The organism is Mycobacterium sp. NPDC004974 (assembly GCF_053600815.1).
Genome location: NZ_JBSGAQ010000017.1, coordinates 137,044 through 159,358, shown reverse-complemented (window position 1 = coordinate 159,358; position 22,315 = coordinate 137,044). Strand labels below are relative to the sequence as shown.

At 64.9% G+C, this 22,315-nt stretch carries 16 protein-coding genes; 7 read left to right on the top strand and 9 right to left on the bottom strand.

Annotated elements, in window-relative coordinates; all coding sequences use genetic code 11:
- Both ACWEFV_RS28965 and ACWEFV_RS28960 read right to left on the bottom strand, forming a co-directional pair.
- Nucleotides 1-707, bottom strand: a 707-nt coding sequence (locus tag ACWEFV_RS28965) for an acyl-CoA dehydrogenase family protein (protein WP_450072700.1), incomplete at its 3' end; no start/stop codon positions are given.
- Between the two features lie 52 nt (nt 708-759).
- The gene (locus ACWEFV_RS28960) at nt 760-1,908 is read right to left on the bottom strand and encodes a Rieske 2Fe-2S domain-containing protein (RefSeq protein ID WP_450072699.1); all 1,149 of its coding nucleotides are present in this window, start codon (nt 1,906-1,908) and stop codon (nt 760-762) included.
- A gap of 186 nt (nt 1,909-2,094) precedes the next feature.
- Between ACWEFV_RS28960 and ACWEFV_RS28955 the strand changes: the two genes are divergently transcribed.
- The 5 genes from ACWEFV_RS28955 to ACWEFV_RS28935 all read left to right on the top strand — a co-directional run bounded on the left by ACWEFV_RS28955 (nt 2,095) and on the right by ACWEFV_RS28935 (nt 8,209).
- Complete coding sequence (locus tag ACWEFV_RS28955) at nt 2,095-3,330, top strand: cytochrome P450 (protein WP_450072698.1); 1,236 nt, start codon at nt 2,095-2,097, stop codon at nt 3,328-3,330.
- Nucleotides 3,331-3,446: 116 nt separating this feature from the next.
- Nucleotides 3,447-4,505, top strand: coding sequence for a DNA polymerase III subunit beta family protein (locus ACWEFV_RS28950; RefSeq protein WP_450072697.1), 1,059 nt, complete (start codon nt 3,447-3,449; stop codon nt 4,503-4,505).
- A 189-nt stretch (nt 4,506-4,694) separates the two neighbouring features.
- A complete protein-coding gene (locus tag ACWEFV_RS28945; protein WP_450072696.1) occupies nt 4,695-6,728 on the top strand; it encodes a PE-PPE domain-containing protein in 2,034 nt (677 codons plus the stop codon).
- Nucleotides 6,729-6,768: 40 nt separating this feature from the next.
- Nucleotides 6,769-7,530: an SDR family oxidoreductase gene (locus tag ACWEFV_RS28940; RefSeq protein WP_450072695.1), complete on the top strand. Its 762-nt coding sequence runs from the start codon at nt 6,769-6,771 to the stop codon at nt 7,528-7,530.
- Between the two features lie 97 nt (nt 7,531-7,627).
- Nucleotides 7,628-8,209 carry a DUF1707 SHOCT-like domain-containing protein gene (locus tag ACWEFV_RS28935; protein WP_450072694.1) on the top strand — a complete coding sequence of 194 codons (582 nt, stop codon included), beginning with the start codon at nt 7,628-7,630 and terminating at the stop codon, nt 8,207-8,209.
- A gap of 79 nt (nt 8,210-8,288) precedes the next feature.
- On the opposite strand, the gene ACWEFV_RS28930 is transcribed toward ACWEFV_RS28935, so the two are convergent.
- The 7 genes from ACWEFV_RS28930 to ACWEFV_RS28900 all read right to left on the bottom strand — a co-directional run bounded on the left by ACWEFV_RS28930 (nt 8,289) and on the right by ACWEFV_RS28900 (nt 19,008).
- Nucleotides 8,289-8,834 carry a hypothetical protein gene (locus tag ACWEFV_RS28930; RefSeq protein WP_135457973.1) on the bottom strand — a complete coding sequence of 182 codons (546 nt, stop codon included), beginning with the start codon at nt 8,832-8,834 and terminating at the stop codon, nt 8,289-8,291.
- Between the two features lie 249 nt (nt 8,835-9,083).
- Entirely contained in the window at nt 9,084-10,685 is a 1,602-nt protein-coding gene (locus ACWEFV_RS28925) for a hypothetical protein (protein WP_450072693.1), read from the bottom strand.
- 773 nt (nt 10,686-11,458) lie between these two features.
- Nucleotides 11,459-12,928, bottom strand: a complete 1,470-nt coding sequence (locus ACWEFV_RS28920) for a hypothetical protein (protein WP_450072692.1) — start codon at nt 12,926-12,928, stop codon at nt 11,459-11,461.
- A 557-nt stretch (nt 12,929-13,485) separates the two neighbouring features.
- Nucleotides 13,486-14,703, bottom strand: coding sequence for a PE-PPE domain-containing protein (locus tag ACWEFV_RS28915; protein ID WP_450072691.1), 1,218 nt, complete (start codon nt 14,701-14,703; stop codon nt 13,486-13,488).
- Nucleotides 14,704-14,827: 124 nt separating this feature from the next.
- The gene (locus tag ACWEFV_RS28910; protein ID WP_135457979.1) at nt 14,828-15,502 is read right to left on the bottom strand and encodes a hypothetical protein; all 675 of its coding nucleotides are present in this window, start codon (nt 15,500-15,502) and stop codon (nt 14,828-14,830) included.
- A 112-nt stretch (nt 15,503-15,614) separates the two neighbouring features.
- On the bottom strand, nt 15,615-17,603 hold the full coding sequence (locus ACWEFV_RS28905) for a vWA domain-containing protein (RefSeq protein WP_450072690.1): 1,989 nt from the start codon (nt 17,601-17,603) through the stop codon (nt 15,615-15,617).
- Nucleotides 17,596-19,008: a sigma 54-interacting transcriptional regulator gene (locus ACWEFV_RS28900; RefSeq protein WP_210115577.1), complete on the bottom strand. Its 1,413-nt coding sequence runs from the start codon at nt 19,006-19,008 to the stop codon at nt 17,596-17,598. The genes ACWEFV_RS28905 and ACWEFV_RS28900 overlap by 8 nt, the downstream gene beginning before the upstream one ends.
- Nucleotides 19,009-19,131: 123 nt before the next feature.
- Between ACWEFV_RS28900 and ACWEFV_RS28895 the strand changes: the two genes are divergently transcribed.
- Nucleotides 19,132-21,018 (top strand): LpqN/LpqT family lipoprotein, encoded by a 1,887-nt coding sequence (locus ACWEFV_RS28895; RefSeq protein WP_135457983.1) that lies wholly within the window; start codon nt 19,132-19,134, stop codon nt 21,016-21,018.
- A gap of 47 nt (nt 21,019-21,065) precedes the next feature.
- The gene (locus tag ACWEFV_RS28890) at nt 21,066-22,079 is read left to right on the top strand and encodes an alpha/beta hydrolase (protein ID WP_450072689.1); all 1,014 of its coding nucleotides are present in this window, start codon (nt 21,066-21,068) and stop codon (nt 22,077-22,079) included.
- Nucleotides 22,080-22,315: the final 236 nt, after the last annotated feature.

The following is a 22,315-nucleotide window of genomic DNA, read 5'->3' as shown; positions in this document are numbered from 1 at the left end:
ACCGGGGCGGTGTTCGTCTCATACCCGCCGGCGGTGCCGTCGTTCATCGCCTTGTAGGACAGGAAGCGGTGCTTGGGCACGAACGCGTCCTTGACCACAAGGGTGTTGCTGCCGGTGCCGCGCAGGCCGACCACGTTCCAGACGTCGTCGATCTCGTAGTCGGTGCGCGGGATCAGGAAGCTACCGAAGTCGACCGGCCGGCCGTCCTTGATCACCGGGCCACCGACGAAGGTCCAGGTGGCGTGCGCAGATCCGGACGACCATTGCCATTCGCCGCTCACGATGTAGCCGTCGCCGGCCTCGGTCACGGTGCCTGCACCCATCGGGGCATACGACGACGATATGCGTGCGGCCGGGTCGTCGCCCCAGACATCCTCTTGCGCCTGCTGATCGAACAGCGCCAGGTGCCAATTGTGCACGGCGAGAACGCCGGCCACCCAACCGGTGGAACCACAGGCACTGGCCAGCCGGCGCACCGCCTCACAGTAGATGGTGGGGTCGCACTGCAGGCCGCCCCACTGTTCGGGCTGCAGCAGCTTGAAGAGACCGATGTCCTCCAGCGCCCTCAAGGATTCTTCGGGAATCGTGCGCGTGTCCTCGGTGACCTGGGCACGCTCACGGAGCAGCGGCAACAACTCGTCGACACCCGCCAGAACCGATTGGGTGTCGCACACCGCTGGGGCATTGAGTAGCTGAACTGAAGTCATGGAACTACCTTCCCAATTGTATTGAGTACATACATTTCTGAATCCTCGGCCGCTATTCGGGGACTGCCGCCGCAGCGTGCTGCCGAAGATTCTCCGCGACTTCGTTGCGCCAATATTCGTTGGCAGCAGCGGTATCCACCTCGTACTCGAACCGATCGGTCATCTCCGGCGTGACCTCTGCGGCGTCGACGTAGAACTGCTCATACCATCGGCGCAGCTGGTAGACCGGACCGTCTTCCTCGACCAGAAGCGGATTGTCGATACGGGTCTTGTTCTTCCATATCTCCACGTCTTGCAGGAACCCGCTGCTGACACCTTCGGTGAACGCCTTCAGCAGCATTTCCGTGGCCTCGGGGGTCAGCCCCTGCGGCCGGCGCACCATGATGCCCCACTGCAGCACAAAGGAATCCGGTGTCACCGGGTAGTGACAGTTCACCAAGATCGCTTCGACTTCGTAGCCGCTGTAGCTGTTGTGCAGCCGGTTGATCATGAACGACGGTCCGAAGTAGGACGCCTCGGAATCGAGTACCTGTTCGCCTGCGTAGTGCGAACCACCCAAGTTGACGTCGGGCCTGCCGATCGTCTGAAGATACTGGGACGCGACCTGCCCTTCGAACACGTTCTTGAAGTAGGTCGGAAACCCGAAATGGATGTAGTAAAAGTGCGCCATGTCGACGATGTTGTCGACGATCTCCCGACAGTTGGAGCCGATGAGCTCAGTGCGCCAAGACCATTCCGTCCAGGTTTCGTCACCAACCTCCGGAATTTCGGGAATGTCGAGGTGCGGCGAGGGCGCGTTCCCCTCCGGGTCGTGCCAGACGAACAGGAGACCTGCACGGACACTTGATATCCACACACGTGTACGTGCGAGGCGTGGAGCACGTTTTGCATACGGGACCTGTGTGCAGCGGCCATTGCCCGCCCACCTCCAGTCGTGGAACGGACACGCGAGGGCATCGTCTTTGACCTCGCCTTGAGACAGATCGCCGCCGAGATGACGGCAGTACGCATCGAGAACATGCACCGCGCCCTCGCTGTCGGAGAAGACGGCCAGCTTCGTCCCGAACGCATTGATCGAATGCGGCTTTCCGTCCAGAAACTGCGAGACCAGCCCCAGGCAGTGCCAGCCACGGGCAAACCGTGTCGGCGGCTTGCCGACATCGATCTCACGCACGCCAGCGCTAGTCGAATCCTTACTCAAATCCGTCACCTCCAGCTACCACTCAGCAAACTAGAACACGTTCCTGATTCCACTGGATCGCTACGTTAAACCCAGGCTACAAAGGCCCAATAGGGACTAATGGCCCTAGTTGCGGCTCGCGCCTGAGCGCAAGGTGATGGGGCGTTGTCATCGCCCGTCCCTGAGAAGCCGAGGAGCGCTCGTCACATGACTCGTCCAAATCTGCCCGAAGGCTTCGATCCGCTCGACGCTGACCTGAATCTCGCGGGCCTTCCCGTCACCGAACTTGCGGAGTTGCGTAAGACCGAACCCGTGCACTGGGTCGACGTCCCCGGCGGCACCGGAGGATTCGGCGACAGGGGCTACTGGCTGGTGACCCGGCATGCCGATGTCAAGGAGGTGTCGAAGCGAAACGACGTCTTCGGAACCTCCCCGGACGGCGCGATCCCGGTGTGGCCCCAGACGATGACCCGCGAGGCGATCGACTTGCAGCGCAACGTGTTGCTGAACATGGACGACCCTCAGCACGCGCGGCTGCGCAAGATCATCTCCCGGGCCTTCACCCCGCGTGCACTCTCGCGGCTCGAGGATGAACTCAACTTCCGCGCGCAGCAGATCGCCAAGAACGCCGTGGCCCTGAGCGCAGGCGATTTCGTCGAGCAGGTGGCGTGTGAGCTGCCGCTGCAGGCCATCGCCGAGCTGCTCGGTGTTCCGCAGGACGACCGCGACAAGCTGTTCCGCTGGTCCAACGAGATGACCGCCGGCGACGATCCCGAGTACGCCGATGTCGATCCGGTCGCATCGTCGGTCGAGCTCATCGCGTATGCCCAGAAGATGGCCGAGGAGCGCGGCAAGAACCCGACAGACGACATCGTCACCGCACTGGTCCAGGCCGATATCGACGGCGAGAAGCTCAGCGACGACGAGTTCAGCTTCTTCGTGATCATGCTGGCGGTCGCGGGCAACGAGACGAGCCGCAACTCGATCACCCACGGCATGATCGCCTTCTCCCAATACTCCGAGCAGTGGGAGCTTTTCAAGCGGGAGCGACCCAAGACCGCCGTCGACGAGATCATCCGTTGGGCCACGCCGGTGTCGGCCTTCCAGCGCACCGCCCTCACCGATGTCGAGTTACACGGCGTGCAGATCAAGAAGGGGCAGCGGGTCGTGATGTCCTACCGCTCGGCCAATTTCGACGAGGACGTGTTCGACGACCCGTACAGCTTCAACATCCTTCGTGATCCCAACCCGCACGTCGGCTTCGGCGGCACCGGGGCGCACTACTGCATCGGCGCCAACCTCGCCAGGATGACGATCAACCTGATCTTCAACGCCGTCGCCGATCACATGCCCGACCTCAAGCCGGTCGGCGATCCCGAACGGCTGAAGTCCGGATGGCTCAACGGCATCAAGCACTGGCCTGTCGACTACACCGGCACATAGGTGCTGACTTTCTGGTGACGTCGACGACCGCCCGACTAGCTGTTGCGGGGCGAGACGTTGTTGACGGCTCTCGTCGCGGTTGACATTCAAGTTGGTTGAGGCCCGACGATGTTCGGGTGGCTGACCCAGAGTTGATGTCGATCGGCGTGTTCGCGAAGCTCGCCGGGCTGACCGCGAGCGCGTTGCGGTTTTATGACGACGCAGGCTTGCTTGATCCCGAGCAGGTCGACCCGCTCACGGGGTACCGACTCTATGGCGAGTCGCAGCTCGTTCGCGCCTCGCAGTTGCGTCAGCTGCGTGAGATTGGGATGCCGCTGCCCACCATCGGCAGGTTCTTCACCGCCAGCACCCAAGAGGCGGCGCAGTTGATCGACGATCAAGTCGCCAAGGTCGCCGCGGAGGCAGCCGGGATTCAACGAGCCGCCACGACGCTCAAGGCGTCTCTCGGGGAGCCGGCTCGCCTCAGTATTTGCGCGCTCTCGGGTCCGGTCCTCGCCGCGGCGATCGATCAGGTCGTGGCTACCACGATTCACGATCCCGAGTTCCCAGTCCTGAATGGTGTGCGCCTGGAAGCAGATCCAGACGCCATTTCGCTGACGGCGACCGATCGCTATCGCCTGGCCACGCGGACGCTTGTGCCCAACCAACCGCCTGCCGCTTGTTGGGCAGGAACTCTGGCCGCAGACGATCTCCAGACCACAGCCTCGCGACTTCGACGAACCCCGATCGTGACGCTGGAAGCGAGCGAACGGAGCCTGAGCCTGCGCATGGCCGACAGCGCCGTGCTGCACTGCCGCCTGCTGACCGAGACCTTTCCTGACTACCGGCTTCTGGTCAGTTCACTTCCCCCTGTGTCACATCGCGTCAGCGTCGAGAAGCAGGACGTGCTCAAGGCGCTGGAGCAGCAGGTGCCGGAGAAGGTCGGCCTTCGGATGGCGGCCGGCCGGCCGAGCCTCCTACTGCCCGACAGCGCTGTCGAACTCAACGGCACCGTGTCTGGCCCCGACCTGACGCTCTGGTTCGAGCTGACCACGTTGTACCCAGCGGTGAGCCACGCAATTGGCAACGACTTGATGCTCGACCTCCGCGGGCCCGACCAACCGGCCACCGTCCGGTCGGCCGACGACGGTGATTTCACCACGCTCGTCATGCCATGTCGGCATTCTTCGAAGTAGGCCAAGCGATCGCAAGGCGATGGGAGGTCCGGGCGATCTCGGCTGAGACCGCTTTCGGGTTCGCCGGCAGACGTCCCGAAACACGACGCAGTCGGGTCATCTGGGCAAATTTGCGACGGGGCTAATAGGCGTTGTTACAGTGTGCAAGCACTTTGTCGGCTACATCACACTTCGAAGGCGGCCCGCTCGATGTCACAGCCCATCCCTCCCCGTCTGCACAAGGCCAAGGCAGCTGCCACCGCGGCGGCGATCGTCGCCACCACGGCGGCGTTGACCGCAGGTGTTGCGTCCTCCGCGCCGGAGGCGCTCGCGGCCCACAACCGCAGTGTGCAAGCGGATGTCGAGCTGGTCGCCGATGCCGGGCAGATCCCCGACATCGTCGGAATCTACGGAGTGGGCCCGATCTTCTGGACCGCACAGATCCTCGGGATCACCCCCGAGAACGTGATCAAGGCCGCTGGGGGCCTGACCGGCAACACCGAGCTGGCCAACGTCGCCATCACGCTGCTGAACGTTCTGGACAAGATCTCGCCGATCGACGCCGGGGTCAAGGGCCCGATGCCCAGCGACGTGTACAACACCGTCAATGACCTGGACTACACCTTCACCGGGCTTTCCCAGATGTTCGGGCTCGGCGAGAACAATGCCTTCATCAACTGGATCGTCAAACACGCCCCGGTCCTGAATCAGCGCCGCGACATCATCCTGTCCGAGAGCCTGGGCGGTCTCACCACCTCGATGGCCTACCGCGACATGATCAATGCGGTCCAGTCGAATGACCCGAACTGGGACGTCGGGGTGACGGGTCAGTGGCTGATCTTCGTCAACAACGTCAGTCGGCCGGGTGGCGGATTGTTCGCACTGGCAACACCTTTCACCAACCTGTTCGGACTCGACCTCACCACTCCGGATGCGGGCAGCTACACCAATGCCGACAAGACCAAGGTCCTGAACACCTCGATCCTGGATATCACCTGGGCCTACAACCCACTGTCGGATGTGCCCACCACCCTGAACCCGCTGGCCTGGGCCAACTCTCTGGCAGCCGGAGTGTTCCTCACCTACCTGCTCCCAGACGAGGGCAACAACATCGGCAGCCATGTCTTGCCGAAGTTGGGTGCCGGAATACTCGACGGCGTCAAGGTGATGCTGGACCCGACCGGTGGCCAAGGTCTGCAGATGATCCCGGTCCTCGGTGACCTGCTGAAGCTCTTCAACGTGAACGTCCTCAACTACCCCGGCAAGGCCACGTACATCACCTACGACTCGGGCAACCTCCCGTTGCTCGAACCGTTCCGCGTTATCCCGCATCTGGCCAATCTTGTTCCGGGCGTTCATATCCCGACTCCATTGACCGACAGCGTCGAAGATGCGCTGCGGAAGATGGTCAACATGGGCTACCAGGACGTCAACCCCGACACCCTGGAACGCACGTTCGGCGAAGCCGGCGATCAGGCTTACCTGTGGCACTCTCCCCTCACCCCGACGCAGCAGCTGGCCGCCAATCAGGTTGTGTTCAACGCACTGATCGACGGCATTCAGGAGCACGCCCTGAACCCGGAAGCCTGGACCCCGGCGCTTCCGGGTGCCGACTTCAAGCCGATCGTGCAGAACGCGCTGACGGTGGCGGTCGCCAAGGCCATGAGGGATGCGCTCGAAGTCGTCCAGAACGGCGCCAATCCCATGTTCGACGCGGTCGAGAAGGGCCTGGCCCCCGTCACGCACGCGCTCGATGGCATCAACGCTCAGATGGAAACGGCCATCGACAACATGCTCAAGGTCAACGGATCCACGGCCAACAAGCAGTCCGGCAAGCAGGCCATCACGTCCGTCCCGTCGGGCGACAACGTGCTGAAGACGCTCAGCCTCGAAGCCCCCGCCGCCGACATTGAAGGCACCGACGCCAAGGCCAAGGACGCCGACACCGGCGCCAAGCCCGCTCCCGGCAAGGATGTCCTCAAAGCTCTTGGTGTGGACAAGGACTCGCTGCAGAAGACGGCGAGCTCCCGGACGAAGGCCCGCCACGCCGCTGACGCCGGCGATCCCGTCAAGAAGTCCGTCCAGGAGACCGTCGCCAAAGTGCGCGGTGCGGTCGACGATGCCGCCAAGGACATCAAGGACGCCACCAGCGGCATGAAGAAGGATTCGAAGAAGGCGAAGCAGCCCCAGACCAAGAAGGTCAAGGCCGAGAAGAACGAGAAGTCGTCCGACGCGGCCGCGTAATCGCTGACACCCCCGGTGACGCGTCGGTAGCGTGGCCAATATGCCACGCACTGTGCTCGTCACCGGGGCGACCGGCACTCTCGGCCACCACGTGGTGCCTGAGGCGACCGCGGCCGGTCATCAAATCCGCGCACTGAGCCGTCAGGACCGGGTTGGATACACGGGCGTGCATTGGCACCAAGCCGACTTGCTCAAGCCCGACGGTCTGGATGTCGCACTCGACGGCGTGGACGTCGTCGTCCATTGCGCGACTCAAGCCGCCGGCAGTAAGGACATCAGGGCGGCCCGGAACCTGATCGAAGCTGCGCGACGCAAGGGCGTCGGGCACCTCATCTATATCTCGATCGTCGGGATCGACGACATCCCGCTTCCCTATTACAAGACCAAGTTGCGGGTCGAGCAGGCGCTCGAGACGTCCGGTGTCGGGCACACGATCCTGCGCGCCACCCAGTTCCACGAGCTAATCGAAAAGACGTTCTCGGTGCAGCGGTTCTCACCCTTTTTGTGGACGCTGCGCGACGTCCGATTCCAGCCCATCGACACCCGCGATGTGGCCACCCGACTGGTTGCATTGATCGATACAGAGCCGGCCGGACGGGTGCCCGACATCGGCGGCCCCAGCGTCCACAGTCACCCAGAATTGGGACAAATGTATCTCTCAGCACACAACAGCGTGCGTCGCGTGGCCAGATTCACCCTCCCCGGCCGCATCGTCGGCGGTTACAGGTCGGGAGCCAATCTGACCCCGGAAAACGCGGTCGACGGTGCATCGTTCCAGGACTATCTGGGCGCCGGCGGATAGATCGCCTACGCCGAACAGGGTTCACTGTCGCAACCATGGCGACACAGTTCGGCCATCGGTCTTGCATGTGACAGCGATCGTCGTAGGCTCGACACCGATGAGCACTTCAGCGCCGCAGGGCAGGTCGATGCGCGCTGCCGACACCGACCGCATTCAGGTGGCGCAGCTGCTCACTGATGCTGCCGCCGCGGGCCGGCTGCCGATGCCTGAGTACGAGGACCGGCTGGCAAAGGCTTATGCGGCTGAGACCTACGACGATCTGGCGCGGCTGAGTCGCGACCTCCCCGGCGCCGTGAACTGTTCGGCCGGCCACTGTCGCCCCGCCCCCTCGACGGTGCTGCTGGCGATCTTGAGCGGGTTCGAACGCCGCGGCCGGTGGAACGTGCCGAAGAAGCTGACGACATTCGCACTCTTCGGCGGCGGCGTGGTCGATCTGCGCTACGCGGATTTCACCGCGCCCGATGTCGAGGTCCGCACCTATTCGATCTTCGGCGGACAGACCATCCTGGTGCCACCCGAGGTGAATGTGGATGTCGATGGCATGGGCGTGATGGGGAACTTCGATGACAGCGTCGACGGGGCGGGCACGTCCGGGGCGCCGCGTGTGCACATCCGCGGTTTCTCGCTGTGGGGCAGCGTCAGCGTCAAACGCAAGAAGCGCCGTAACCAGACCGATTGAGCGCGGCCCTCACGGGCCTGACACCAAGGCAATAAAGAACGGGCGGGCCCGAAGGCCCGCCCGTCTCTGTGTCCAACGATCAGTGGTTGCAGCTTGAGGCGGCGACGCAGGTCAATGACTTGTTGGCGTTGGAAGGCTTCGCGCTCGAGGCGTTGACAGCCGATCCCGAAATCGCCTTCGGCAGGGTGCCCGGCAGGTCCTTCTCGTCCGGGAGGATCTTGTTGCCGAGGTACTGGTTCGAGTACTTCTGCGTCTCGTTGTAGTAGTACTTGCCGGCGTTGACGTTCAGCTCGCCCTGGATCGCACCGTTGGTGCCCTTGCTGGGATCGGCGTAGTTCCCGGTGCCGAAGTTGGTGTGGTACACCTCGCCCAGCGGGCTGTCGTCGAGCGTCTTGTTGACGCCGGGCGTCTGGTTGAACACCTTGTCGCCGACGGCCTGGGCCGCCCGGACTCCCGGCGCGGGGTTGTCGAACGCGGGCCTGCCCACCGCGTTACCCGACGCGCTGGAGTCAGCGGATGCCAGCCCTGTCGGCAAAGCCACCGCCAACGCACCGCCCGCGATGACACCCCCAACCAACGTCCGCGTCCGCACCGACCGCTCGGACAACTTCCGATGTTTTGCCATGCCTGTTACCTCTCGTGAGTGGCGTTGCGCCGCAGCTAAATTCGGGCCGCGCAGCTGACATTGCCACCGGCCCGCCAGCGAACCTAAGGCACCTCGGGCGCCAGCGATAGGTAGTGGCGACGTTGTTCATTTGCTGTTCGGCACATGATCACGAGAATTCACAGCTCGTCCACAGTGGTCCTCAAGGTACGTGAAAACGCAACGGCCCCCTCCGTTTTGGAGGGGGCCGTTACGTGAACTCAGGCGCTACTAGTCCTTGTTGTCCTTGGTGCCCTTGTTGTCTTTGGTGTCGGTGTTGCCGGCCTTGGCTCCGGAGGAGTCGCTGCCGGTGTCGGACTTGGCGGTCTCCTGCTTGCCCGCACCGGCCTTGGTCGTGGGCTTGAAGGCCTTCTCGAGATTCTTCGTGGCATTCTCGACGAACTTCTCGCCGGCCGACTTCTTGCGCTCGGTGGTGCGCGACTTGGGAGCGAACTTGTTCGGGCTCTTGCTGGCGACCCCCGCCGAACCCGTGTCAGCAGACTTGGTCGAACCCGCATCAGCAGACTCGGTCTTACCGGCGTCAGCAGACTCGGTCTTACCGGACTGCGCCTCGGACTCCTCCTGCGCCGCAGTCTCTTTGACGTCCTTGACCTCTTTGACCGTGGTGCTGGGCGTCAGGTCCAGACCCAGGTCCAGCTTCGGCAGCTTGGGGAGCTCGAACTTCGGAGCGTCAGGCTTCGGCACCTCGACGGCCGGGGTGACGGGGTCGGTGGCGCCCTCGACGACGGTGTCGTCGACCGTGGTCTCTTCCTTGAGGTCGACAGCCTTGACGAGCTTGGGCTCGGCGGGTGCCTCGAGCTGCTCAACCAGCTTCTTGAACGGCGACTCGAAGTTCGTCGGCAGGCTCAGGAGCTTGCTGACGTTCGGCAGGGTGGTGGAGCTGACACCCGACTCGGTTTCCGTCTTTGTCGTTGCCTCGGTCTCATCCTGCGCCGACAGCAGGCTGAAGGTGTTGGCCTTTTCTTCTTCCGGCGGGGCCGTCAACGCTTGCACGGTTTCCACGACGTACTTGACGACGCCCGTGATGCCATCGGTGTAGAAGGTGCCGTTGAGCCCCTTGACCCATTTGCCCACGGCGGTGTCCGGCAGGTTGTCGTTGATCACGCTGTAGACCACATAAGCGGCCCCGCCCGCGAAGAATTCGTCCACTCGCTTCGACAGCTGCAGCCGTCCGGTGGGATCGAACCCGTCGACGACGGCAGCGGCGATCACTGAACCGAGATAAGCGAAGGCTGTGGTGCCGCCCTCGAAGAAGATGTTGTCCAGATCGCCCACCGGCAGGATGTTGTCGCTGAGGTAGTAGGCCAGACCGGTGAAACCGTCATGGCACGCCGCGCCGGTTGCAGAGCAGTTGCCGGGATCGTAGACGTTTTCCAGGGACTTGTTGCCGGCCGCGTCGTAGAACTGGACCTTCTCGCCCATGTCGCCGACCGTGGCGCGGACGAGGTGACCATCCTTCTCGACGTAGAGGGCTTTGCCATTCGCGTCGAACAGTTCTGTCCCAGCCGGGGTCTCGGCCTTCGGATCTACGAGCTTGCCGTCCACAACGACGTAGCCGGCGGTGGGGACGGGAACATAGCCCTGGTAGTAGTAGCCGCCATAGCCATCGCCGAACGCCCCGAGGGCACCCTGCAGCGAAAGCGCCACCAGGTTGATCTGTTCCGCCGTCAGAGTCTGTTGCGCAGGAGCTTCTATGGCCGACGATGCCACCGTGATCTCGTCGCGGGGAACGAACAGCGCAGGGGTCCCGGCAACAAGCGCGCCAGCGCTGAGGAGGGCGACGCCAGTGGTGACAAGCGGACGGACTGCCATATGGGTGTGGCCCCTTTATCTCGTGCGTGAGCTGGATCCGTGAGAATCCGTGCAGGTACCTGCGTAGAACCTTAAAAGTCCTTGAGAAGGGTAATTCCCGTCACGACCTCCCGCAACCTTCATCTGCGGGGGCAGGAGCCACGGACGCACCACCGCAAGCACTCCATTGGCGACGCGACTCTGACAAAAATTTCGATGCACAACGGGACATTCCCGACCGGTGCATCGTCAGCTAATTTCGAATCCCGTTGCAGCCGGGCTCACTGTGCGCAAAGGCGCGGGTTACCGCCTGAGGAATCCGTGGCACACCCACCGCACGTGCGACCCCGGCACACTCGCGGATACGAGCGTGCCGGTTCTGCGGAGACGCCGCGACGAGTCCACCCATTTTCCTAGGTCAGCCCACCCGAAGCCGGTACCGATCGTTGCCGATCGCATCGCCGCTCGACGCGAGCCCCGCCCGGTGTCGCGCCCGCGTCGCCGCTGCGGCAGACCACGCCCGCGGGCCGGCCAATTACCCCCGGGATGCCGCCTTCCCGCACGCCGCGAAAACGGTGACCGCGGCCGCCATTGATTCAAATTGGCACCGCAGGGAAAGGACGGCAACCGGGGATGGGGCGGACACCCCGTTACACATAAGTCAATAAACCGAGGTCACAGGCCCGTAGCGAACACCTCAGGCGCCTTCAGAGCATGAGAGAAACCTGAGATCGCGTTCAGCGGCGGGACCCGTTGACTGTCGTCGGTATCGACGCCGACTCGCGGAGACAGGGCTACTTGTCGCCGCTGTCTCCCTTGTCGTTGTCCTTGTCCTTGCCGGCGCCGGTGGCATCGTTGAAGGCCTTGTCGAGCTTCTTGAGGAACTTGCTGCCGTTGGACTCACCCTTCGGCCCGCCGTCCCCGAAGAGAATCGTCGGCGTGACCTTGTTGCCGCCCTTCGGGTCGGAGCCCTTGTTCGGGTTTTCTTCCGCCGCAACCTCTTTGTCCCGGACCGTGCTCTTGGGGGTGAAGTCGGGCTTCGTCTCTGGCGCCTTCAACTCGGGCGCTTTGAACTCGGGCGCCTTCGGTAGCTCGAACTTCGGAGGCTCCGGCGTCGGAAGCCCGGCAACCAATGGGGCGGCTCCGCCCTCGCCCGGGTTCTCGGTGCCATTGACCACGTCTTGTTCGGTGACGTCAAGATTCTTGACGAGCTTGGGCTCGACAGGGGCCCCCAGCTGCTCCGTGAACTTCTTCCACGGCGACTCGACGTCGAGCTTCGGCGTCGGCAAGCTCAGAAGCTTGCTGAAGTTCGGCAGGCCGGTGGAGGTGGGGGTGGACTCCGTCGTGGTCTTGGCGAGCATCAGGGTGTTCTCATTGACCGGGTCGAGAGTCTGAACCTGATCCCCTGCCGGTCCGAGCGGATTGATGGCGTTCGGGTCAGGCGTCGGAGTGCCCTGCACGATGGCGTCCACCACGTAGGTGAACGCTGCGTAGATGCCGGTGTTGGTGCCGTATCCGAAGAAGAAGGAGTTGGTCACGCCGTAGGCGTAACCGTCCTGCGGCAGGTTGTCGAGCAGCAGATTGCCGACCAGTTTCGTTGCGCCACCGTCGAAGAAGTCGTTGACTCGCTTCTCCAGATCTAGACGCGGCACGACCTGGTCGATTGCATGGGCCACCGTAGCCAGCGCAACCTGCGCGAGCTCGGTGAAGCCGCCCTCGAAGAAGATGTTGTCCACGTTGCCCAGCGGCAGCAGTTCATCGCTGAGGTAGTACGCCAACCCGGTGAAGCCCTTTTGGCAGACCGCTCCGGTGGCCGTGCAGTCGCCGGGTGCGTCCTGTAAGGCCGGGGCGCCGCTGTTGTCGTAAAACTGGATGGGATCGCCCGCTGGACTGAGATCTCCGGTCGTCGCGGGCGTCACCCCGTTTTGCAGGAAGAGCTGGTTACCCGCCGCGTCGTACAGCGGGGCGTTCCCGCTCGGGACGTATTGGGCAGGAGTTTGCCCATTCGGGTCGAGGTAGGCAGTTGCGGGGACTTGACCCGGGGGTGCGTAGCCGCCATAGCCCTGGGTAAATGCCTGCCACGCACCCTGCAGCGACAGCGCGAGCAGATTGATCTGCTCCTGCGTCAACTGGGTCGGCGCCAGCGCAGTCGGGGCAGCGACGGTGACCTGGTCACGCGGTACGAACAACGCCGGAGTCGCGGTAATGAGAGCTGCCGCGCTCAGGAGCGCGGCACCGGTCGTGACAAGCGGACGTACAGCCATGCGGTGAGCCCCTTAGCTAGAGGACGAAACGGCCGTTCCCGAGAATCCGCACCTGCGCCGGCGGCAACTTAGAAACTGCTGAGAATGCTATGGGTCAGTTTGCTCTCCTGCAACCGATAAACGCTGCCAAAAAATAATCAATCCGGCGGTCGCAGCCCGCAATCAAGATCGCCGGATCGCCACCCAATTGGGCGATATCTTCGGCCAGCCCGTTCCACGTATGTCAACACCCCGGGCGCCCGCCTCGCGGCGTTGGGCCGCACATTTCCGCCACTGACCAAGTTCGCAGGTCAGAGCGATATCTATCCAACGATTCCGGGCCGAACCGCTGGGCCCGGTCGATCACCAGCCGCCCAATTTATTGCCAATGCAATGAATTGAAGCGGCCACTCCGGCACGCCTGATCATTGTTGCAGTACGCAATAGTTGTAGCGCCGAAGGATGATTACACGCTCCACGGCGGCTCCGGTTATTGCCAATGCAAAGAAAAGGGGTTCCATTGGCCCTTTGAATAATTTGCGGGCGTGTTACGGCATTGTTCCGAGCCGGGTATTTCCTCAGCTGGGGGTTGAAGCGCCGTCGTCTTCCGACGGTTCTGGCCCCGGTGTGGTCGCCGCGCCTTCGCCGCGCAGTTTCTTGGTCCAGGCGCGCACTCCGTCGAACACCGGCTCGCCCGGCAACGCGCCTGCTCGCCGCGGACCCGCGGCATGGTCACGGCCCAGCGCTTTCGGGGAGAAGTCCGGGCTCTTGCGCAGCAACGGACGCGTCGCCGGCACACGAACCTCCGCCGGCTCGGGTGACGGCCTGGCCGCGGAGCCGCCGTCGCGCAGGATGTTCGCACCCTCCTCGACCCCGGCGGTGAAGTCGTGGACGAAGCGCTCGGTTTCCGCGCGCGTCGGGATCAGTCGGGCCGGGGTGTACTTCTGCGGGTTGGCCAACGGGTCGTTGTCGGGGTAGCCGTAATCGACCACGGCCCGCAGCGCGGGGGTGGCCGCGTCGGCCAGCAGGTTGCCCGGCTCCCCGAACGCCCGCAGCGGTGACACCAGCGGCAGGTTCTCGGACTCGTAGCCGACGTAAGTGGTGTCGTCGACCTTGCTGATCCGCACCGTGCCGTCGGCCGTCTGGCGCACGACCGTACCGCCCGAGTCCAGCGTTTCCTGGCACGTGGCGTCGCAATCACGAACGTTGCCCTCGGCGTCGATCGGGAAATCCAGGCTGTCCTGGTTGAGCCGTCGATCGAGATAGGCCATCAACGAGTTGGCCATCGCGGGTGCGTTCCACAAGTACGCCGGGATGTTGGAGTTGATGTCGTACTCGTAGACCACGTTGACCACGGGCACACCCGGGTCCGTCGGCGTCGGGATCGGGTTCACCCCGATTGCCGCGAAGAACGGCAGGCGCGTGCCGAATCCGCCGTTGGGGCTCGCCACGTTGTTGTCGAGGACATACAGCGCGGGCTGGGTGACCACCGGATCGTGGGTCAGCTTGCCGTATGTCAGCAGCAGGCTCGCGTTAGCCGCGCCCCAGCCCGAGGACAGCACCACATTGTTATCGTCACCGCTGTTTTCCCGGATGGCCTGATAGATCCCGAACGGGCCGGTGAAGAAGTTCGCGACAACCGGCTCGTCCCACCCCTGCCGGTACAGGCCGCCATAGAAATCCGCGACACCGTCACCGCCGGGGTTCGTCGAACTCGCACCGATGACGAGCGCCGACAATTGCACCGCGGTCATCGGCTGCGTGACCCCCAGCGCAGCCACCGTAGCCAATGCCATCCCGCCCAGAAGAGATGCCGGCAAAACACGTCCGCCCCAGCGTTGTGTCATGCCGTCGCCTCTCAGCCCATTTCGAATGAGCAGAAGCTACCCGACGGCAAACGACAACATCAGCAAATGCGGGCTAGCGGGGCATGGCTATGCGCATCCCGGCCAACATCACCTGAGCGTCGGCCATATAGGTCTCGTTGTTGGGTGCCGTGCTCTGCGCGAGCGCCACCACGTTCCACACCTTCGACCCGAGCGGCACCATCACCGTCACCGCGGTCACGTAGATCGTCTTGCCACCTTCGCCGGGCGGCACGGTGTAGTTGGCCATCAACGCCGGGAACCCACAGATCTCGGCAGGTACCTGGGTGATGTTCTGTCCGCCACCGACTTCGAAGCCCTGGACACTGTCGTTCAGCAGATCCTTGGGCGACCTGTCGCCGTCGGTCGCATCCCCGGTGGCCACCGACACGGCGGGATTCGTCACGCCGTCACTGAGCGACACATTGCGAAGCACCAATTTGACTGCGTCCTTGGCCAACTCAGGCACCGGTTCCCAGCCCGGCGGCTGCGCGATGCGCACCCTGGGCTCGTCGGGAGCGGTCCCCGATAGCTCGATCCAGCGATCCGAATGCAGCTGCTCGCACGCCTGGGCCTTGTAGCCGGGCGATCCGGGCGCCGTCGGGTCGGCCGAACCCGTCGAGTGCGCGGACGGTTCGAACCCGGCCGTCGCCGTGCCCTCCGTCGTCTGCGTACACCCGCTGAGAATCAGCCCGGCCGCCACCACGGCCACACCCGCGACTCGCTTCATTTCCCCCATCGCAAACTGAGACTACGCGAGCGCATTTCACGCCGAGTGCGACGCAGGGGTCGCTCCGCCACGTTGCCGGCGACATTCGCATCGCACTCGGTGCGGCGAGGGCTCAGCGTCGCCTCGAGTGCAGGTAGTCGCCGACCACCGCTGCGCCCAGGCCGTCGAGATCGGGCACCACCACACGGCCCTGCACCCGCCGGGCAACCTGATCGATGAACCGGGCCAGGCCGGGATCAGTGCCCAGCCGGAAGATCGTCACCTGTGCGCCGAGGCGGGCCACCTCGTCGAACCCCCGGACGGTGTGAGCGATCGTGCGCGGGTGCGGCGGGTAATCGAAGAAAACCGACGACCCTTCGCCGTCACCGAAATCCTCCAGGTGCGCGGTGGGCTCACCATCGGTCACCACCAGCACGACCGGCTGGGCGTTCGGATGACGACGCAGATGCCGGGTCGCCAGGGCCAGCGCATGGTGCAGATTGGTGCCCTGCTCGTACACACCCTCCAGCCCGGTCAGCTCACCCGCGGTCACGGTGCGCGCGTACCGGCCAAAGGCGATGATCTGCAACTCATCTGAGCGGAACCGGGTGCTCACCAGATGGTTGAGCGCCAACGCCGTACGTTTCATCGGCAGCCAGCGGTTCTCCATCACCATCGAGAACGAGGTGTCCACCAAAAGCGCCACGCAGGCCTGGGTGCGGGTCTCCGTCTCGGAGATCTCCACATCCTCGACCGCGAACCGAATGGGCCGTTCCACGATCCCGGTCCCGGCCTGGCGCAGCACGGCGTTGGTCACGGTGCGGGTGACGTTCCACGGCTCGGTGTCGCCGAACTGCCAGGGCCGGGTGGCCCCGGTCAGCTCCCCGGCCGCACCGGCCCGACGGGTGTCGCGTTCCCCGTGCCGACCCGAAAGCTGTTGCGCCACATCACGCAGCGCGGTCTGGCCGAGCTGGCGCATGGCCTTGGGCGACAGCCGCCATTGGCCGTCGGAGCCGCGGTCGATGAAACCCTGGTTCACCAGGGCCTTCTCGAGCTCGGACAAGGTGCGGGCATCGATCGCGGCGTCGTCACCGAGTTGACGGGCCAGCGCCTCGAGGTCGACGTCGTCCATCGACGCCCCGGAATAGCTCTGCGACAACGCGTCGGCCAACTGCTCCAACTCGGCGATGTCGGACAACGCCTGGGCGCCTTCCCCCATGCCCAGCGGATCGCCACCGGAAAAGCGCTCCGAACCGGTCCAATCCTCGCCCGGCCGGGCGTCCTGCAGGTGCGCGTCGAGCCGGCCCAGCGCATTCATCAACGACGGCGAACCAAAAGCCTGCTGCGCCAGAGAATCCAGCTCGGCACGCTGCTCGGCCGACAGGCTGTTGCGGAACCGCTGCGCGGCGGCGGCCCGCTTGGCCAACGAGTCCAGCAGCTCGTCGATGTTCTGCGGGCCCTCCGGGAAGAACTCGCCGTGCCTGTCCATGAAGTCTTGAAAATCCTGCGGGGTATCCTCACCGCGGGCGTGCTTGTCCAGTAGATCGTTGAGGTCGTCGAGCATGTCGTTGACCCGCTGCCGATCCTCGTCGGTGGCGTTCTCCAACGCCTCCTTCATGCCGGCGAAACGTTGATCCAGCATCTCCCGGCCGAGCAGATCCTTGATCTGCTCGTACTTCTGCCGCGCCTCGGGGCTGCGCCAGTCGTAGTCGGCCAGTTCCTGAACGGCTTTGGCCGGCGACGGCGAGAGCGCCTCCATCTGCAGCTCGCCGAACCGCGCGTCGTCGTCGAGTGCGCGGGCCAGCTCCTTGCGCTCGGCCAGCACGGCCTCGTCGAGCAGCTTCTTGATCTCCTGCAACGTGCCGTCAAGGTTGTGTCGCTGCAACAGCTCCCGGCGCTTCCGGTTGGCCTCGGCGGCCAGCCGGTCGGTGCCGCGCATCCCCTCGGTGCCGCGACGCATCAGCTCGGAGAGGGCGCGGCGCGGCGAGCTGCCCTCCATGACGCTCTGACCGATCTGCTCGAGGGCGTCACGCAGATCGATCGGAGGTGCCAGAGGGTCGGGGCCACCGGTGTATCGCGAATACCGCGAGGTGTGCCCGTGCGCCCGACCGGGATCAGCCATAGACCGTCTCGCCCTCCCCCGTCACCTTGTCCACACGCTTGGCCAGATACAGCGCCTCCAAGGCCAATTCGACCGCTGCGGCCCGCTCACCGACCGACACCGCCCCCAACCTGGAGGCGAGCGTATCGACGACGGCCAGATCCGGCAGCGCGGCCAGGACGTCCTTGGCCGAAACCCGCTCACCGGTGGTCACCGGCGAGCCCTCCTCGACCGCGGCCACCAGTGGGGCGACGTCGATGCCGCCCAGCAGCCGCTGTGCGGTGTCAGCGGTGGCACGTCGCAGCAGGTGCTCCAGCACCGCCTGCTCACGCCCCTCCTCGCCCGTCTCGAACTCCAATTTGCCGCGCAGCACGTCGATCACGGTGGCCAGGTCAACCACCCGGGCCACCGGATCGTCCTCGCCGAGGATCGCCGAGCGGTGCCGCGCCGAGGCCGCCACCGTCTCGGCCGCGGCGATCGCGAACCGGGCCGACACACCGGAACGCTGGTCGATCGAGCTCGATTCACGCAGATTGCGAGCGAACCGGGCCAGCACACCGAGCAGGTAATCCGGGACCTCGGCAGCCAACTGGGCCTCCTGGCGGATCACCCCGATCTCGTCCTCGATCTCCAGCGGGTAGTGCGTACGGATCTCGGCGCCGAACCGGTCCTTGAGCGGGGTGATGATCCGGCCGCGGTTCGTGTAGTCCTCGGGGTTGGCGCTGGCCACGACGAGCACGTCCAGCGGCAGCCGCAACGTGTAACCGCGGACCTGAATGTCGCGCTCCTCCATGACGTTGAGCATCGACACCTGAATACGCTCGGCGAGGTCGGGCAGCTCGTTGACGGCCACGATGCCGCGGTGTGCCCGCGGGATCAGCCCGTAGGCGATCGTTTCCGGGTCACCGAGGCTGCGGCCCTCGGCCACCTTGATCGGGTCGATGTCGCCGACCAGATCGGCCACGCTGGTGTCCGGGGTGGCCAGCTTCTCCGTGTACCGCTCACTGCGGTGACGCCACTCGATCGGCAGATCGTCGCCGGAATCGGCGGCCCGGCGGATCGACTCCGGTGTGATCGGGCTGTACGGGTGCTCGCCCAACTCGGACCCGGCGATCACCGGCGTCCACTCGTCGAGCAGCCCGGTCAACGCACGCAACAGCCGAGTCTTGCCCTGGCCGCGCTCACCGAGCAACACCACGTCGTGCCCGGCGATCAGGGCCCGCTCCAGCTGCGGGATCACCGTGTCCTCGAATCCCAGGATGCCCGGCCACACGTCGCGACGATCCGCGAGTGCAGACAGCAGGTTCTCTCGAATTTCGGCTTTGACGCCCCGCTCACGATGGCCCGAGGCACGCAGCTCACCGACGGTACGAGGCAGATCGCCGGAGCCGGCTGGCCGGCGACCATCGTTTTTGGGTTGGCTCACCACTCCACGCTACGACTGAACACGCGCGCGCACATCGCCACCCGCCAGAATCACGACCCGCCGCGTGCGGCCACAGCCGGACATAGTCGTTGTCCGAGCGGCGCGACCGGTAGTCTGCGCTCCATGCCGTTGGCTAGCGGTCAGGAATTCGCAGGGTTCACCATCGTCAGGTTGGTGGGCACTGGTGGCATGGGCGAGGTCTATCTGGCGTCCCACCCGCGGTTACCCCGCGAGGACGCCCTCAAAGTGCTGCCCATCAGCGTCAGCTCGGACAATGAGTTCCGGCAACGATTCATCCGCGAGGCGGATATGGCCGCCACCCTGTGGCATCCCCACATCGTCGGCGTGCACGACCGCGGCGAGTTCGAGGACCGGCTGTGGATCTCGATGGACTACGTCGACGGACACGACGCCGCCAAGCTGCTGCATGATCAGTACCCCAAGGGCATGCCGGCCGAGGACGTCATCGAGGTCGTCACCGCCGTCGGCGACGCGTTGGACTACGCGCATCAACGCAAGCTGCTGCACCGTGACGTCAAGCCGGCCAACATCTTGCTCACCAGCAAACAGGGCGCCAAGCGCCGCATCATGCTGACCGACTTCGGCATCGCGCGGCGCGCGGACGAGGTCAACGGACTCACCTCGACCAACATCACCGTGGGTTCGATGTCCTACACCGCGCCCGAACAGTTGATGGGCCAACCCCTTGACGGTCGAGCCGACCAGTACTCACTGGCCGCGACCGCCTACCGCCTGTTCACGGGTACCCCGCCGTTCGCACACAGCAACCCGGCTGTGGTGATCAGCCACCACCTGAACTCCCCGCCACCCAAGCTTGCCGACACGAAACCCGAACTGGCCGTGTTCGATTCGGTGATGGCGAAGGCACTGTCCAAGGACGCCAAGGACCGTTACGACACCTGCCACGACTTCGCCGTCGCCCTCGCCGAGGCGGCCACCGGAACCACCCCCGAGGTGCGCACCCCGGCACCCGCTCACGAGCCGGCGCCACCGACCACCCCGTTGATCATCCCGAAGCCGGCGAACCCGCCGGCCGCCCCGCTCTCGCCGTCGAACCCGCGGGCTGCATCCCCGTCGGAACCGCCGGTGTTCACCTCGTCGTGGGCGGGCAACGAAATCTCCTCCCGCAAACCCGTTGCGGGCGGTGCGCCAGTCGGGATGCAAGGCCCCGCCGGGCCGTCAGGGCCCGTTGGGCCGCCGGCAGGACCGGTCGGGCCGCCACAACAGCAGACCAACTTCGGACCGCCTCCGTTGCCGCACAACCCGATCCCGAAGAAGTCGAACAACCGGCGCAACATCATCGTGGCCGCCGCCGCAATCGGTGCGGCGGTTCTGCTCGTCGGCGGCATCACGCTGGCAGTGACTGCCGGCGACGACAACAGCAACGGCGGCGGGGGCGAGACCACCTCCGCGGTCGCCACGGATACATCCGACCCGGAAACCACCACCGCCCCGAAACCACCGGGGCACGCCTTCACCATCGCCGACTACATCAAGCAGAGCGGCATCGTCGAAACGCCCGTCCACCGCGGCGAGCCGGGCGCACCGGTGTTCACCATGCCGACTCCGCCCGGATGGATCGACGCCGGTCCCCGCACCCCGGCCTGGGCCTACTCGGCGATCGTGAACGACCCCGCGAACCCGACCGAACCGCCGTCGGTCGTCTCGCTGATCTCCAAGCTGGCCGGTGACGTCGACGCCAACAAGCTGCTCGAGTTCGCCCCCAACGAGCTGCAGAACCTGGCCGACTACAAGTTCAGCGGTGACGTGACCCGTGGCGAGATCAGCGGGTTCCCCACCGTGCACCTGGCCGGTACCTATGCCAAGGGCGGCCAGCGTCGCGCGATCACCCAGACCACTGTCGTGATCCAGGCACCCGGCAGCGTCTACGTGCTGCAGATCAACGCCGACGCCAACGAGCGCGACAAGACGACGTTGACCGACATCAACAAGGCGATCGAGGCCCAGGCCACCATCGTCATGCCGTGAGTCGGGTCTGAACCGGGTGCGTTCAGGTACCCGGTACCCTGGGTATCGTGAATTCGCTCGATTGGCTTAGCCGGCCCACCACCGTGCACTTCGGCCCCGCATCTTTGCAGTCCAGGGCACTCGGCTGGACCACCGCGATCTTCGTCCGCCCATTGCTGGGCCTGCTGACCCTGATCGGAATGGGCATCAACCGCGTCGCCCCCGCCCTGCTGCAGCGCGCACACCTCGACGTCATCGACCGGCCCCTGCGGATCATCAAGCCGCTGCCCGGCACCGAGGTGACACCGGTGGCGCTGCCCAACTGCCCGGCCGAATGGGTGATCGCCCCCGAGGCCCGCGACTCCGATCTGGTGATCGTCTACCTACACGGCTCGGCGCTGGTGACCCTTGGCCTGAACTCGCACCGCCGCTTCGTGTCGAAGCTGTCTGCCAGCACCGGGGCACGCGTGCTCAACGTCGGCTACCGACTGGCCCCCCAGGCCGACATCGACGATGCCGTCGCCGACGGGCTCGACGGCTACCGCTTCGCACTGTCGCTCGGGTTCGCGCCCGATCGGATTGTCCTGGCCGGTGATTCAGCCGGTGGCCTGATGGCCGCTGACACCGCGTTGGCCGCGCGCGACGCCGGACTGCCGGTCCCCGCCGGGCAGGTACTGCTCTCCCCGTTGACCTCGTCCGACATGGATCTGAAATACCGTGCCCTGCAAGAGCATCGCGACGTGCTGTTCCCGTTCATGACCGTGAAGTTCATCTACGACGTGTTCGCCACGGTCAACGGCACCCGGCCGACTCCGGTGATGCCGCCCGAGGCGGACCTGCACGGACTCGGGCCGTTCCTGTTCCAGGTCGGCACGCACGAGATGCTGCTCAACGACACCTTCGCCCTCGCCGACAAGCTCCAGGCCAGCGGTGTTCCCGTGTGGATTCAAGTGTGGGACAGGGCAATGCACATGTTCCAGCTGAGCTTCGACATCAACCCCGATGCGCGACACGCGGTCGAGGAGATCACGTCGTTCATCGAGTACGCGACCACCGAGGTCGAGGACGAAGCCAGCGCGTAAGGGGTTGGCGTCGCGGCCTGGCGTCGGGGCCTCCCCTGCGCATTCCCTTGCGCTTGCCTTGCGCTTTTCCCTCCACGCCGTTTTCTACGCCTGCGTCGTAGTCCGCGTGGGTTAGCGACCCTGATGTAGAAAACGGCGTCGGTGCCTTTTTCCCTCCACGCCGTTTTCGACGCCTGCGTCGTAGACCGCGTGGTTCAGCAACCCAGGTGTAGAAAACGGCGCCGGTGTCTTTCCCT